We start from the raw sequence: 14,040 nt of genomic DNA on the forward strand, positions 1-14,040 counted from the left end.
GATTCGCACCCACCTATCTACGCGCGTTGACAACTCGCCTGGCGCCGGGTGACCTTTACGGGGACAGTTTTTCTCACTGGAGCAAACCAGAGCAAAGGGGCTCAAGACGGTGGCCAGGAAGATCATCCTCGACTGTGACCCGGGGCACGACGACGCGGTCGCGATGCTGCTCGCGCACGGCAATCCCGACATCGACCTGGTCGCGGTGACCACGGTCGTCGGCAACCAGACCCTGGAGAAGGTGACCCGCAACGCGCTGTCGGTCGCGGCGATCGCCGGGATCACCGGGGTGCCGTTCGCCGCCGGCTGCCCGCGGCCGCTGGTCCGCGAGATCGAGACGGCGCCGGAGATCCACGGCGAGACCGGGCTCGACGGGCCCGAGCTGCCCGCGCCCGCCTTCGGCCTCGACCGGCGGCACGCCGTCGACCTGATCATCGACACGGTGATGAGCCACGAGCCGGGCGAGATCACCATCGTGCCGACGGCAGGACTGACGAACATCGCGCTCGCCGCCCGCAAGGAGCCCCGCATCGTCGAGCGGGTCCGCGAGGTCGTGCTGATGGGCGGCGGCTTCCACGAGGGGAACTGGAGCCCGGTCGCCGAGTTCAACATCGTGATCGACCCCGAGGCCGCGCACATCGTCTTCAACGAGAAGTGGCCGCTGACCATGGTCGGCCTCGACCTCACGCACCAGGCCCTCGCGACCCCCGCCGTCGAGGACAAGATCCGCGCGGTCGGCACGAAGCCCGCCGCGTTCGTCCTGGAACTGCTCGACTTCTTCCGCGAGGCCTACCGCGAGAACCAGGGCTTCGACCACCCTCCGGTGCACGACCCGTGCGCGGTCGCGTACGTCATCGACCCGGACGTCATGACCGTACGCAAGGCGCCCGTCGACATCGAACTGCGCGGCGCGCTCACCCTCGGCATGACCGTCACCGACCTGCGCTCCCCCGCGCCCGCCGACTGCCACACCCAGGTCGCGGTGGAGCTGGACCACGAGCGGTTCTGGGATCTCGTCGTGGACGCCCTCGTCCGCATCGGAGAGCCCGCCGCATGAGCACCACCGCCTCCCCCCACACCCCGGCCGACGGCTCCCGCGCGGGACGCCCGGTCCGGATCGGCGCGCTGATGGTGGCCCTGCTCGCCGCCAGCTTCGCCTTCCAGCTCAACGCCTCGATGCTCAGCCCGGCGCTGGCCACGATGGCGGACGAGCTGGACACCACCGCGTCGGCGGTCGGCGTCACCCAGACCGCCTTCTTCACGGCCGCCGCCCTGTTCTCGCTGTTCCTGCCGCGCCTGGGCGACCTGATCGGCCGCCGCAAGGTGCTCACCGGGATGATGGTCCTGATGGCCGTCGGCTGCGTCATCTCGGCGCTCGCCGGGTCCGTCGGCATGCTCGCCGTCGGCCGTGTCATCCAGGGCGCCTCGGGCCCGACCATCCCGCTCGCGCTGATCATGCTGCGCGTCGAGGTCCCCGACCCGAAGAAGTACGGCACCCTCATGGGCGTCGTCACGGCCGTCAACGGCGGCATCGCGGGCGTCGACTCCTTCGCGGGCGGTTCGCTGGCCGAGCACGCCGGGTACGCGTCGATCTTCTGGGTCATGACCGCCTTCGCGCTCGTCGCGGCCCTGCTCGTCCGGCTCTTCGCCCCCGAGTCGCGCGCCGAGCTGCGCCCGCCCATGGACTGGCCGGGCGTCGCCCTCCTCGTCGTCTCGGTCGGCGCCCTGCTGATCGCGTTCAACGAGGCGGGCAAGCTCGGCGACGCGAACTGGCCGCTCGCCGTCGGCCTGCTGGTCCTCGCCGGGCTCGCCTTCTGGGCGTTCTGGCGGATGGAGACCCGCGCGAAGCACCCCCTCGTCACCACGGGCCTGCTCAAGCGCCGGGCCACCTGGTCGCTGCTGCTGTCGACGATGCTGACCATGACCGGCGTCTTCGCGATCATGAACGGGCTGCTGCCCGGCTTCGCCCAGGACACCTCGGTCGGCCTCGGCCTCGGCGCCGAGGGCGCCACCTGGTGGACGCTCACCCCGTACGCGCTCGCGGGCCTCGCCATGGGCCCGGTCTCCGGACGCCTCGCGGCGACGTACGGCTACGGCCGCATCCTGCGCGTCGGCCTGATCGCCACGGCCGTCGCCACCGTCCTCGCCCTGCTGACCCTGCGGACGGACTCCTCGGGGCTGCTGCTCACCGTGTCGATCCTGCTGGGCGTCACCTACGCGGGCACAGTCAACATCATGCTGAACGGCTTCGGCATCGTGCTCTCCCCGAAGGAGAACCCGGGCTTCCTGCCGGGCCTGAACGCGGGCTGCTTCAACCTGGGCGCGGGCCTCAGCTTCGTCGTCCTGTACGCGGCCATGGACGCGGTCGCCCCGTCGGGCGGCACGTCGGTCGGCGGCTACAGCGCGGGCGTGATCGCTGGCCTGGTCCTCATCGTGGCGGCCCTGCTCGTCTCGACGCTGATCCCGAAACCGGTGGACGCGGAAGCGGCGGGCTGACCTACCCTCGGCGTCATGACCACGTCCAAGCCGCTCGTCGCGATCCTCACCGGCGCCGGGATCAGCACCGATTCCGGGATCCCCGACTACCGGGGGCCGAACGGGGTGTGGCGCAAGGATCCCGACGCCGAGAAGCTCGTCACGTACGAGTACTACATGAACGACCCGGAGATCCGGCGCCGCGCCTGGCAGGTGCGGCGCCGCGGCGGCACCCTCGCCGCCGAGCCGAACGGCGCCCACCGCGCGATCACGGACCTCGAACGCTCCGGCGTGCCCGTCCGGGTCATCACGCAGAACGTCGACGGGCTGCACCAGCGCGCCGGGATGCCCGCCCGCAAGGTGCTGGAACTGCACGGTTCGGCGCGGGAGTTCGTGTGCACCGGGTGCGGGGAGCGCGGCCCGATGGACGCGGCGCTCGCGCGGGTCGAGGCGGGTGAGGACGACCCGGGGTGCCTGATCTGCGGCTCGGTCCTGAAGTCGACGACCGTCATGTTCGGCGAGAACCTGGACCCGGTGGTGCTCGCCGAGGCGGTCTCGGTCACCAAGGCGTGCCAGGTGTTCTTCGCGGTCGGCTCGACGCTCCAGGTGCATCCGGCGGCGGGCCTCGCGGGTCTCGCAGCCGAGCACGGCGCCCGGCTCGTCGTGGTGAACGCCGAGCCGACCCCGTACGACGACGTCGCCGACGAGGTCGTACGGGAGCCGATCGGCACGGCACTGCCACGGCTGCTGTCGGCGGTGCGGGACGTCCCCGGGGCCACCGCCTAGAACAGCGCGGTGCCCCGCTCGAAGTCGAGCAGGCGGCGCTTGCGGTCGAGGCCGCCGCCGTAGCCGGTCAGGTCGCCGTTCGCGCCGATGACGCGGTGGCAGGGGACGATGACGCCGACCGGGTTCTTGCCGTTGGCGAGGCCGACCGCGCGGGAGGCGTTGGGCTTGCCGAGGGCCTCGGCCAGTTCACCGTAGGTGCGGGTCTCGCCGTAGGGGATCCGCTGGAGCTGCGCCCAGACGGACCGCTGGAACGGGGTGCCGTCCAGGGCGAGCGGCAGGTCGAAGGTGGTCGACTCGCCCTGGAAGTAGGCGTTCAGCTGGTCGATGACGGCGCCGAAGGGACGCTCGTCGCGGACGCCGAAGGTCTCCTCGGCGGGGCGGTGGCGCTGGTCGGTCATGTACAGGCCGCAGAGGATGCCGTCGGCGTCGGCGACGAGGGTGAGCGGCCCGTAGGGGCTGTCGATGACGGTGTGCTGCTTGCGGGTGGTCGTGGCGGTCATGGTGTGCATCCCTTACGCGGGGAGGAAGTTGATCGGGTGGTCGTCGGTGGCCCACAGGTACTGGGTCGCGTACGCGCGCCAGGGGCGCCAGGCGGCGGCCCGCGCGGTGAGCGCCGCCGGGGTGTGGGGCAGGCCCAACTGCTGTGCGGCGCGCCGCATTCCGAGATCGGTGGGCAGGAAGGCGTCGGGGTCGCCGAGGGCCCGCATCGCGATGGCCTCGATCGTCCAGGGCCCGAAGCCGGGCAGCGTGGCGAGCCGGGCGCGCGCCTCGTCCCAGTCGGACTCGGGTCCCAACGTCAGCTCCCCGTCGGCGAGTTGCCGTACGAGCGTGAGGAGCGTGGTGCGGCGGCTGCGGGGCAGCGCGAGGGTCTCCGGGTCGAGCGAGGCGAGGGCGGCCGGGGCCGGGAAGAGGTGCGTGAGCCCGCCCTCCGGGTCCTCGACCGGTTCGCCGTGGGCGAGGACGAGCCGGGCGGCGTGGGTGCGGGCGGCGGCCGTGGAGACCTGCTGCCCGAGCACGGCCCGCACCGCGAACTCGGCCTCGTCGACGGTCCTCGGCACCCGGCGGCCCGGCGCCTTGTCGACGAGCGGGGCGAGCAGCGGGTCGGTGCGCAGCCGGTCGTCGACGGCGACCGGGTCGGCGTCGAGGTCCAGCATCCGGCGGCAGCGGCTGATGGCGACGGTGAGGTCGCGCTGGTCGGTGAGGACGAGCCGGCAGCCGATGTGGTCGGGGCCCGGGGTGAGGCTCACGATGCCGTGCCCGTACGGCAGCCGGAGCGTGCGCCGGTAGGCACCGTCGCGCCACTCCTCGACGCCCGGCACCGCGGTCGCGGCGAGGTGGCCGAAGAGGTTGTCGGGGTTGAGGGGCTTGCGGAACGGCAGGCGCAGGGTGAGCGCGCCGGGGGTGCTCGTGCGGCTGTGCGGGGCGCGGGTGCGCAGTTCGCTCGGGGTGAGGGCGTAGACCTCGCGGACGGTGTCGTTGAAGGCGCGGACGGACGCGAATCCGGCGGCGAACGCGATGTCGGCCATGGGCAGGGCGGTCGTCTCGACGAGCAGCCGCGCGGTCTGGGCGCGCTGGGCGCGGGCGAGCGCGAGCGGGCCGGCGCCCAGCTCGGCGAGGAGCTGGCGCTCGATCTGCCGCTCGCTGTACCCGAGCAGCCGGGCGAGCCCCGGCACACCGTCCCGGTCGACGACGCCGTCGCCGATGAGCCGCATCGCGCGGGCGGTGAGGTCGGCGCGCCGGTTCCACTCCGGGGAGCCCGGGCTGGTGTCGGGCCTGCACCGCTTGCAGGCCCGGAATCCGGCCTGCTGGCAGGCGGCGGCGCTCGGGTGGAACTCCATGTTCCGGGGCTTGGGCGGCACGACCGGGCAGCCGGGCCGACAGTAGATGCGGGTGGTCTTGACGGCGGTGAAGAACACCCCGTCGAACCGGGTGTCCTTGGCCTGCACAGCTCGCACGCACCGCTCGAAGTCGGTGTGCATGGCGTCGGCCTGAACCTGTTCGGTGGACATGTCTCAAGCATCACCGATGGTGAACGCCTCGGCTGGCGGAAATCCGACATGTACGTGGAGTCGGCTCCGTCAGCCCAGACACTCCGCGAACAGGTCCCGGGCCCGCTCGTCGAACACCACGAACCGCACCTCGCGCACGCTCCCGTGCGGAGCCCCCCGAACGGCCTCCACCGCGATCCGCGCCCCGTCGTCCAGCGGCCATCCGTAGATCCCCGTGGAGATCGCCGGAAACGCCACGCTCCGCACCTGAAGCTGCTCGGCGACCTTGAGCGACTCCCGGTAACAGGACGCGAGCAGTCCGGACCGGTCCTCGGTCTCCGACCAGCGCGGCCCGACGGTGTGGATGACGTACCGCGCCGGAAGGCGTCCGGCGGTGGTGGCGACGGCCCGGCCGACGGGCAGCCCCTTGCCGTAGTGGGACGCGCGGAGCCGACGGCACTCGGCGAGGATCTCGGGACCGCCGCGGCGGTGGATGGCGCCGTCGACTCCCCCGCCGCCGAGCAGCGAGGAGTTCGCGGCGTTCACCACGGCGTCCACGTCCTGCTCGGTGATGTCGCCCCGGACGAGGACGAGCCGGGGCCCCTCGGGCGCGCTCATGTCGCCCGCAGCCTGCGCCAGACGGCCTTGGCCGCGTTGTGCCCCGACATGCCGTGCACTCCGGGGCCCGGCGGGGACGCGGACGAGCAGATGAAGACGGCGGGGTGCGGGGTCGTGTACGGGGACAGCGACAGCTTGGGCCGCAGCAGCAGCTGGAGTCCGCTGGCGGCGCCGCTTGCGATGTCTCCGCCCACATAGTTGGCGTTGCGGACGGCCAGCTCCGGCGGGCCCGCCGTGGCGCGGGCGAGCACGAGGTCCCTGAACCCCGGTGCGAACCGCTCCAGTTGACGCTCGATGGCGTCGGTCAGGTCACCGTCCCAGCCGTTGGGCACATGACCGTACGCCCAGAACGTGTGCTTGCCCTCGGGCGCGCGCGTCGGGTCGACGACGGTCGGCTGGACGGTGATGAGGAACGGCGCCTCGGGTGCCCGGTCCTCGCGGGACGCGGCGTGCAGCGCCTTGGCGATGTCGCGGCGGTACGGGCCCACCTGGACGGTCCCGGCCGTGCGGGCCTGCTCGGCGGTCCACGGCACCGGGCCGTCGAGCGCGTAGTCGACCTTGAAGACGCTGGAGCCGTAGCGGAAGCGGTCGTAGTAGCGGCCGAGGCCCGCGATGCGGGCGAGGGCCGTGGGCGAGGTGTCGAAGATGTAGGCGCGGGCGGGCGGCAGGTCGTCGAGCCGCTTCACCTCGTAGTCGGTGTGGATCGCGCCGCCGAGGTCCTTCAGGTACCCGGCGAGGGCGTCGGAGATCGCCTGGGAGCCGCCCCGGGCGAGCGGCCAGCCGCGCGCGTGGGCGGCGAGGGCGAAGACGAGGCCGATGGCGGAGGTGGCGAAGCCGCCGAGCGGGGCGATGACGTGTGCGACGAGGCCCGCGAAGAGGGCGGCGGCCCGGTCGTCGCGGAAGCGGCGGGTCAGCCAGGTCGACGGCGGGAGGCCGACGAGGCCGAAGCGGGCGAGCGTGACCGGGTCGCGCGGCAGCGCGCTGAGCGGCAGCGACATGAAGTCGCGGACCAGGGTGTCCCAGCGCGGCAGCAGCGGCTCGACGAGGCGGCGGTACGCGCCCGCGTCGCGCGGCCCGAACGAGGCGGCGGTCTCGGCGACGGAGCGGGACAGCACGGCCGCGGTCCCGTCGGGGAACGGGTGCGCCATGGGCAGCGCGGCGTGCACCCACTCCAGGCCGTACCGGTCCAGCGGCATCGCCCTGAACGCCGGGGAGTTGATGCCGAGGGGGTGGGCGGCGGAGCACGGGTCGTGGCGGAAGCCGGGCAGCGTCAGCTCCTCGGTGCGCGCGCCGCCGCCCACGGTGTCCTTGGCCTCGAAGAGGGCCACGGAAAATCCGCGCCTGGCCAGTTCGACGGCAGCGGTCAGCCCGTTGGGCCCCGCACCCACCACGACGGCGTCGAGCATCGACGGCACCTTCGGACTCCTTCGTCAGCCGATGGCCACTGCCCGGACAGGATATGCCGGGCCGCCGACAACGCCGGAGTGCGGGTGGCGTGCGCCGTGGGTCGCGCCGGTCAGGCCCGGCCGGCGAGCAGTCCCCTGACCCGCTCCGCGGTGGCCGCGTCCCGGGCCGCCGTGAACGGCAGCGCGTTCCCCCCGGTGATCCGGAACGGGGCGCCGTCGCGGGTGAGGTGGGTGCCGCCCGCCTCCTCGACCAGGAGGAGTCCGGCCGCGTGGTCCCAGGCCAGTTCCCAGCTGAAGGCGAGCGCGTCGAGGGCGCCGCGGGCGACGGCCAGGTACTCCAGGCCCGCCGAGCCGCAGGGGCGCGGGGCGATGCCGTCTGTGCGCAGGCCGAGCAGGGCCCGCTTCTGCTCGTCGGTGGTGTAGTCGGGGTGCGAGGTGGCGATCCGGAGGTCCCGGCCCGTCTCGGGTGAACCGGCGCGCAGCGTCCGGCCGTTGAGCCGGGCGCCCCGGCCGCGGACGGCCACGGCGAACTCGTCGAGCGCGGGCGCCCAGGTCCAGGAGGCGAGCACGACGCCGTCGAGCGCGAGGGCGACGAGGGTGCAGAAGCCGGGGTCGCCGTGGACGAACTGGCGGGTGCCGTCGACCGGGTCGACGATCCAGACGGGGGCCGTGCCGCGTATCTCCTCGTAGCGCGCGGGGTCGGCGGCGACGGCCTCCTCGCCGACGACGACCGAGCCGGGGAGCAGGGCGGGCAGCTCGCGTGTGAGGTATTCCTCGGCCCGCTTGTCGGCGACGGTCACGAGGTCGTGCGGGGCGCTCTTCTCCTCGATCTCGTGGGAGGCGAGCTGCCGGAAGCGCGGGGTGATCTCGGCGGCGGCCGCGGCGCGGACGGTCCGCTCCACGTCGCTCAGGAGCTGGTCGGTGACCTTGCTGGTCAGAAAGTCGTCGATGCTTTCCGTCGTTGTTTCGATCATGCCTCCATGAGAACACGCCCCGCTGACAACGCGTACCGAGGAGATGAACGAGGGGTGGACCCACCGTGAAATCGGCGGTTCCACCCCTCGGGTCGCGGTCACCGCAGGTCAGCGGCCCACGGCGTATCCCTGCATCCCGCGCGGGTTCGCCGCCGCGAGCAGGACGCCGGTGCGCGGGTCGCGGGCGACGGCGCACAGGCGGCCCTCGGACCAGGCGTCGCCGACGGTCACGTCGTGGCCGCGGCGGCGCAGCTCGGCGATGACGTCCTCGGCCATGCGCGACTCCACGGTGACCGATCCCGGGCGCATGCCGCGCGGGAAGAAGGAGCCGGGGAAGGAGTCGTTGTGCCAGTTCGGGGCGTCGATGGCACCTTGCAGGTCGAGTCCGCCGCGGACCTCTCCGCCCAGCGCCACGGCCAGGAAGAAGTGCACCTGCCACTGGTCCTGCTGGTCGCCGCCGGGGGTGCCGAAGGCCATGACGGGGATCCCGTCCTTCAGGGCGAGGGACGGGGTGAGCGTGGTGCGGGGGCGGCGGCCGGGGGTGAGCGAGTTGGGCAGCCCCTCGTCGAGCCAGGCCATCTGGAGCCGCGTACCGAGCGGGAAGCCGAGTTCGGGCACGACCGGGTTGGACTGGAGCCAGCCGCCGGAGGGGGTGGCGGCGACCATGTTGCCCCAGCGGTCGACGATGTCCAGGTGGCAGGTGTCGCCGCGGGTGCCGCCGTCCTTGGCCACGGTCGGCTCGCCGGCGCCCGCTCCCGCGATGCCCATCGCGTCGAAGCCCTCCTCGCCGGAGGCGACCGCGTGGGCGTGCGCGCTCAGCCGGGGCCCGGTGCCCAGGGGGCTGCCGGGACGCAGGTCGTGCGAGGCCTTCTCGGGGTCGATCAGGGAGCGGCGGGCCGCGTTGTACTCGTCGGAGAGGAGCGCGTCCACGGGAACCTGCTCGGCGTCCCCGTACCAGGCCTCCCGGTCGGCCATGGCCAGCTTGCAGCCCTCGATGAGCAGGTGGACGTAGTCGGCCGACCCGTGGGCGGGCAGTTCCGGCGGGAGCAGGGCGAGCTGCTGGAGGAAGGCGGGGCCCTGGCTCCAGCCGCCGGCCTTGCACAGGGTCCAGCCGTTCCAGTCGTAGGTGGCCGGGGCCTCGTAGGTCGCCTCCCAGAAGGCCAGGTCCGCCAGGGTCAGCGTGCCTGAGTGGCGCTCGCCGCTGGTGTCCATGGTCGGCCGCTGCGACTGGCGGACCAGCGCCTCGGCGATGAAGCCCTCGCGCCAGATGCGGCGGGCCTCGTCTATCTGCGCGCCGCGATCGGTGCCGCCCGCCGCCTCGGCCTCGGCGATGAGCCGCTTCCAGGTGGCGGCGAGCTGCCGGTTGCGCAGGAGTTCGCCGGGCTGCGGGGCCTTGCCGTCGACGAGGTAGATCTCGGCGGACGACGGCCACTCGGTCGCGAAGAGCTCGCGCACGGTCTCGACGGTCTGGCCGACGCGCTCGACGGGGGCGTGGCCGTCCTCCGCGTAGCCGACGGCGTATGCGAGGACGTCGGCGAGGGACTTGGTGCCGTGGTCCTTCAGGAGCAGCATCCAGGCGTCGAAGGCGCCGGGCACGGCGGCGGCGAGCGGGCCGGTGCCCGGGACCAGGTCGAGCCCGAGCGCCTTGTAGTGCGCGACGGTGGCTCCGGCCGGGGCCACGCCCTGACCGCACAGCACGCGGACCTCGCCGCCCTCCGGGGCGATGATCATCGGCACCTCGCCGGCCGGGCCGTTCAGGTGCGGCTCGACGACGTGCAGCACGAAGCCCGCGGCGACGGCCGCGTCATAGGCGTTGCCGCCGCTCTCCAGGACCGCCATCGCGGACTGGGAGGCGAGGTAGTGCGTGGAGGACACCATGCCGAAGGTGCCCTGGAGGGTCGGCCGGGTGGTGAACAAGAAGGCTCCTAGCGGGTGGCGGTGCGGGTGTTCGGGATCGTACGAGAGGCCGCGTCCGGCGCTGTCCCGTCGTCGGCGACGAGGTGGCAGGAGACCTCTCGGCCGCCGTCCAGGGTGCGCAGGGCCGGTACCTCGGTGCGGCAGCGGTCCACGGCGAGCGGGCAGCGGGTGTGGAAGCGGCAGCCGGGCGGCGGGGCGAGCGGGCTGGGCAGTTCGCCGCTGAGGACGATGCGTTCCCGGGTGCGCTGGGTGACCGGGTCCGGGACCGGCGCGGCCGAGAGCAGTGCCTGCGTGTAGGGGTGCTTGGGGTCGGCGAACAGCTCGCGCGTGGGGGCCTGTTCGACGATCTGGCCCAGGTACATGACGGCGATCCGGTCGGCCAGGTACTCGACGGCCGCCAGGTCGTGCGTGATGAACAGGCAGCCGAAACCGCGGTCGCGCTGGAGGTCGGCCAGCAGGTTGAGGACGGAGGCCTGCACGGAGACGTCGAGCGCGGAGGTCGGTTCGTCGGCGACCAGCAGATCGGGGTCGACGGACAGGGCGCGGGCGATGGAGATGCGCTGCCGCTGACCGCCGGAGAGCTCGTGCGGGTGCCGGTCGGCGTGCTCGGGCCGCAGTCCCACCTGGGCGAGAAGTTCGCGTACGCGCGCGTGGGCGGCCTCTTTGTTCTTGGCGATGCCGTGCAGGCGCAGCGGTTCGGCGACGATCTCGCCGACGGTCATCCGCGGGTCGAGCGAGGAGGACGGGTCCTGGAAGACCAGGTGGAAGTCCTTACGCAGGGGGCGCAGGGCGCGCCGCGAGAGGGTCGTGACGTCGGTGCCGTTGATGCGGACGGTGCCGCCGGTGGGCTCGTCGAGGCGGACGGCGCAGCGGCCCACGGTCGACTTGCCGCTGCCGGACTCGCCGACGAGGCCGACGACCTCGCCGCGCCCGACGGTGAGGGTGACGCCGTCGGCGGCGCGCACGGTGCCGCCCGCGCCTGCGAAGTGGCGTTCGAGGCCGGCGAGTTCCAGCACGGGAGCGGTGCTCATGAGGCGGTCTCCTGGAGGGTGTGCGGGTGCCAGCAGGCGGCGCGGTGCGCGGCGTCGGCGCCCGCTTCGGCGCTGACGGCCTTGAAGCCGGGGCGCGCCCCCGTGCAGGTGTCGTCGGCGCGGGCGCAGCGCGGCGCGAAGGTGCAGGCGTCGGGCTGCGCGTCGAGGCTCGGCACCAGGCCGGGGATCTCGGGCAGCCGCTCCTTCGGGGTGCCGGGGCGCAGCACGGCGGAGAGCAGACCGCGGGTGTACGGGTGCCGGGGCGCCGCGAACAGTTCGTCGACCGGCGCCTGTTCGACGGGGCGGCCCGCGTACATGACGAGGACCCGGTCGGCGATGTCGGCGACGACGCCGAGGTCGTGGGTGATGAGGACGATGGCGGTGCCGAGCCGTTCGCGCAGCGACTGGAGGACTTCGAGGATGCCCGCCTGGACGGTCACGTCGAGGGCGGTGGTCGGCTCGTCGGCGATGAGGACGGTCGGGTCGCAGGCGACCGCGATGGCGATCATCACGCGCTGGCGCATCCCGCCGGAGAGCTGGTGCGGGTATTCGTCGACGCGCTGGGCCGGTGCCGGGATGCCGACGAGGGTGAGGAGTTCCACGGCCCGCGCGCGTGCCTCCTTCTTGCTCAGCCCCTGGTGGCGGCGGAGCACTTCGCCGATCTGCCGTCCGACGGTGAGCACCGGGTTCAGGGACGTCATCGGCTCCTGGAAGATCATCGCGATGTCCTTGCCGCGGATCCTCCCGTACGCCTTGTCGTCGGCGCCCGCCAGCTCCCGCTCGCCGAGCCGGATGGAGCCGGTGATGTGCGCGGTGGGCGGCAGCAGTCCCATGACGGCCATCGAGGTGACGGACTTGCCGCAGCCCGATTCGCCGACGACGGCGAGGACCTCACCGGCGTGCAGGTCGTAGGAGAGGTGGTCGACGGCGTGCACGGTGCGGGTGCCGGGCCGGCCGTTTCCGAACGAGACCGACAGGTCCCGCACGCTCAGCACCGGCTCACGGGTGTCGATGGCGCTCATCGGGTGGCTCCACGGGGGTCGAGGACGTCGCGCAGGCCGTCGCCGAGCAGGTTGAACGCCAGGGTCGCGGCGACCACCGCGAGGCCGGGGAACACCGCGAGCCAGGGCGCGGGCGCGAGGAAGGACTGGGCGGAGGAGAGCATCACGCCGAGGGAGGGCTCGGGCGGCTGCACGCCGAGGCCGAGGAAGCTGAGCAGGGCCTCGCCGATGATGGCGGCGGGGATGCCGACGGTGGCCTGCACGGTGAGCGCGGAGGTCGCGTTGGGCAGGATGTGCCGGAAGAGCACGGTGCCGTCGCCGCCTCCGTTGGCGACGGCCGCGGCCACGTAGTCGACGTGCTTGAGGCGGAGCGTCTCGGCGCGGGTGATGCGGATGACGGCCGGGATCTGGGAGATGCCGATCGCGATCGTCGCGTTGGTGAGCGACGGGCCGAGGACCGCGGCGAGGCCGACGGCGAGGACCAGGAACGGGAAGGCGAGCATCGTGTCGGTGACCCGGGACACGACGCTGTCCGCGATCTTTCCGTAGTAGCCGGCGAGCAGGCCGAGGGGGACGCCGACGAGGAAGGCGAGGACGACGGCGAGCACGCCGACCTGCATCGAGGCCCGGGCCCCGTAGACGACGCGGGAGAACTGGTCGCGGCCGAGGTCGTCGGTGCCCAGCCAGTGGGCCCAGCTGGGCGCGGCGAGCACGTTGTCGAAGTCGGGCCGCGCCGGGTCGTAGGGGGCGACGAGCGGGGCGAGCAGTGCGGCGAGTACGAAGATCAGCGCGATGACGGCGCCGGTCATGGCCAGCTTGTTGCCGCGCAGGGCGCGCAGCCTGGCGTTCCCGGTGGCCCGGGCGCGTAGTCCTGTGAGAGCCAGCGTGGTCACCGGGCACCTCCGAGCCGGATGCGCGGGTCGATGACCGAGTACGCCACGTCGACCAGCAGGTTGATGAAGATGTACGCGAACGAGGTGACGAGGACGACGCCCTGGAGGGTCGCGTAGTCACGGGTGAAGACGGCGTCGATGGTGAGTTTGCCGAAGCCGGGGAGGACGAAGATCTGCTCCGTGACGACCGCTCCGGAGATCAGGTGGCCGAGTTGCAGGCCGAGTACGGTCACGACGGTGACGAGGGAGTTGCGCAGCGCGTGGCCGCCGACGACCTCCCGGCGGGAGAGTCCCTTGGCGCGTGCCGTGCGGACGTAGTCGGCGGAGAGCGAGTCGAGCATGGCGGCGCGGGTCTGCCGCATGACGACGGCGGCGAGTCCGGAGCCGAGCACGATCGCGGGCAGCACCATGCGCCGCAGGTTGTCGACGGGGTCGGTGCCGAAGGGGACGTAGCCGGAGGCCGCGAAGACGGGGACGGCGATGGCGAAGGCGAGCACCAGGACGATGCCGAGCCAGAACGTCGGGATCGAAAGGCCCAGCAGGGCGAGGCCGTTGGCGATCCACTCGGCGGGCTTTCCGCGTCGCACGGCGGCGACGACCCCGGCGCCGATCCCGAGGACGATCGCCAGCAGCAGGGCGAGGGCGGCGAGTTCGAGGGTGACGGGGAGGGCTGCGCCGATGGCGTCGGCGACCGGCAGGCCGGTGCGCGAGGAGGTGCCGAGGTCGCCCTGGAGCGCGTGGCCGATGAAACGCCCGTACTGGATCACGATGTTGTCGTCGAGCCCGTACTCGCTGCGGATCGCGGCGAGCGCCTCGGGGCTGCGCTCCTCTCCGGCGAGGGCGAGCGCCGGGTCGCCGGGCAGGGCGCGGATGCCGGCGAAGACGACGATCGAGACGAGGAAGAGGGTGATGAGGGACTGCCGGACGCGGGTCAGGACGTACTTGGCCATC

At 73.1% G+C, this 14,040-nt stretch carries 13 protein-coding genes; 3 read left to right on the plus strand and 10 right to left on the minus strand.

Translation table 11 applies throughout. The features are described from left to right. The first annotated feature begins 109 nt into the window (after window positions 1-109). Genes K377_RS35595 through K377_RS35605 form a run of 3 tightly spaced genes read left to right on the plus strand, consistent with a single transcriptional unit; the run spans window position 110 to window position 3,261 of the window. A complete protein-coding gene (locus K377_RS35595; protein WP_111667764.1) occupies window positions 110-1,057 on the plus strand; it encodes a nucleoside hydrolase in 948 nt (315 codons plus the stop codon). Then, complete coding sequence (locus K377_RS35600; RefSeq protein WP_111667765.1) at window positions 1,054-2,496, plus strand: MFS transporter; 1,443 nt, start codon at window positions 1,054-1,056, stop codon at window positions 2,494-2,496. Before K377_RS35595 ends, K377_RS35600 begins: the two co-directional genes overlap by 4 nt. Window positions 2,497-2,511: 15 nt before the next feature. Continuing rightward, the gene (locus K377_RS35605; RefSeq protein ID WP_111667766.1) at window positions 2,512-3,261 is read left to right on the plus strand and encodes a Sir2 family NAD-dependent protein deacetylase; all 750 of its coding nucleotides are present in this window, start codon (window positions 2,512-2,514) and stop codon (window positions 3,259-3,261) included. On the opposite strand, the gene K377_RS35610 is transcribed toward K377_RS35605, so the two are convergent. The 10 genes from K377_RS35610 to K377_RS35655 all read right to left on the minus strand — a co-directional run bounded on the left by K377_RS35610 (window position 3,258) and on the right by K377_RS35655 (window position 14,039). After that, window positions 3,258-3,761, minus strand: a complete 504-nt coding sequence (locus K377_RS35610; protein WP_111667767.1) for a methylated-DNA--[protein]-cysteine S-methyltransferase — start codon at window positions 3,759-3,761, stop codon at window positions 3,258-3,260. The two genes, K377_RS35605 and K377_RS35610, sit on opposite strands and share 4 nt — an antisense overlap. Window positions 3,762-3,773: 12 nt before the next feature. Beyond that, window positions 3,774-5,240, minus strand: a complete 1,467-nt coding sequence (locus K377_RS35615) for an AlkA N-terminal domain-containing protein (RefSeq protein ID WP_111667839.1) — start codon at window positions 5,238-5,240, stop codon at window positions 3,774-3,776. A gap of 99 nt (window positions 5,241-5,339) precedes the next feature. Next, window positions 5,340-5,867 (minus strand): O-acetyl-ADP-ribose deacetylase, encoded by a 528-nt coding sequence (locus K377_RS35620; protein WP_111667768.1) that lies wholly within the window; start codon window positions 5,865-5,867, stop codon window positions 5,340-5,342. Next, window positions 5,864-7,282, minus strand: coding sequence for an NAD(P)/FAD-dependent oxidoreductase (locus K377_RS35625; RefSeq protein ID WP_111667769.1), 1,419 nt, complete (start codon window positions 7,280-7,282; stop codon window positions 5,864-5,866). The genes K377_RS35620 and K377_RS35625 overlap by 4 nt, the downstream gene beginning before the upstream one ends. Before the next feature lie 101 nt (window positions 7,283-7,383). Continuing rightward, a complete protein-coding gene (locus tag K377_RS35630) occupies window positions 7,384-8,247 on the minus strand; it encodes an inositol monophosphatase family protein (protein ID WP_111667770.1) in 864 nt (287 codons plus the stop codon). A 108-nt stretch (window positions 8,248-8,355) separates the two neighbouring features. Further along, a complete protein-coding gene (locus tag K377_RS35635) occupies window positions 8,356-10,164 on the minus strand; it encodes a gamma-glutamyltransferase family protein (RefSeq protein ID WP_111667771.1) in 1,809 nt (602 codons plus the stop codon). Window positions 10,165-10,172: 8 nt separating this feature from the next. Continuing rightward, entirely contained in the window at window positions 10,173-11,195 is a 1,023-nt protein-coding gene (locus tag K377_RS35640; protein WP_111667772.1) for an ABC transporter ATP-binding protein, read from the minus strand. Beyond that, window positions 11,192-12,217: an ABC transporter ATP-binding protein gene (locus K377_RS35645; RefSeq protein WP_111667773.1), complete on the minus strand. Its 1,026-nt coding sequence runs from the start codon at window positions 12,215-12,217 to the stop codon at window positions 11,192-11,194. The genes K377_RS35640 and K377_RS35645 overlap by 4 nt, the downstream gene beginning before the upstream one ends. Then, window positions 12,214-13,080: an ABC transporter permease gene (locus K377_RS35650; protein WP_202455240.1), complete on the minus strand. Its 867-nt coding sequence runs from the start codon at window positions 13,078-13,080 to the stop codon at window positions 12,214-12,216. The genes K377_RS35645 and K377_RS35650 overlap by 4 nt, the downstream gene beginning before the upstream one ends. A 5-nt stretch (window positions 13,081-13,085) precedes the next feature. Continuing rightward, complete coding sequence (locus K377_RS35655) at window positions 13,086-14,039, minus strand: ABC transporter permease (RefSeq protein ID WP_111667840.1); 954 nt, start codon at window positions 14,037-14,039, stop codon at window positions 13,086-13,088. Window position 14,040 lies beyond the last annotated feature (1 nt).

This window comes from Streptomyces sp. PsTaAH-137 (genome assembly GCF_003259365.1).
Taxonomy (GTDB): domain Bacteria; phylum Actinomycetota; class Actinomycetes; order Streptomycetales; family Streptomycetaceae; genus Streptomyces.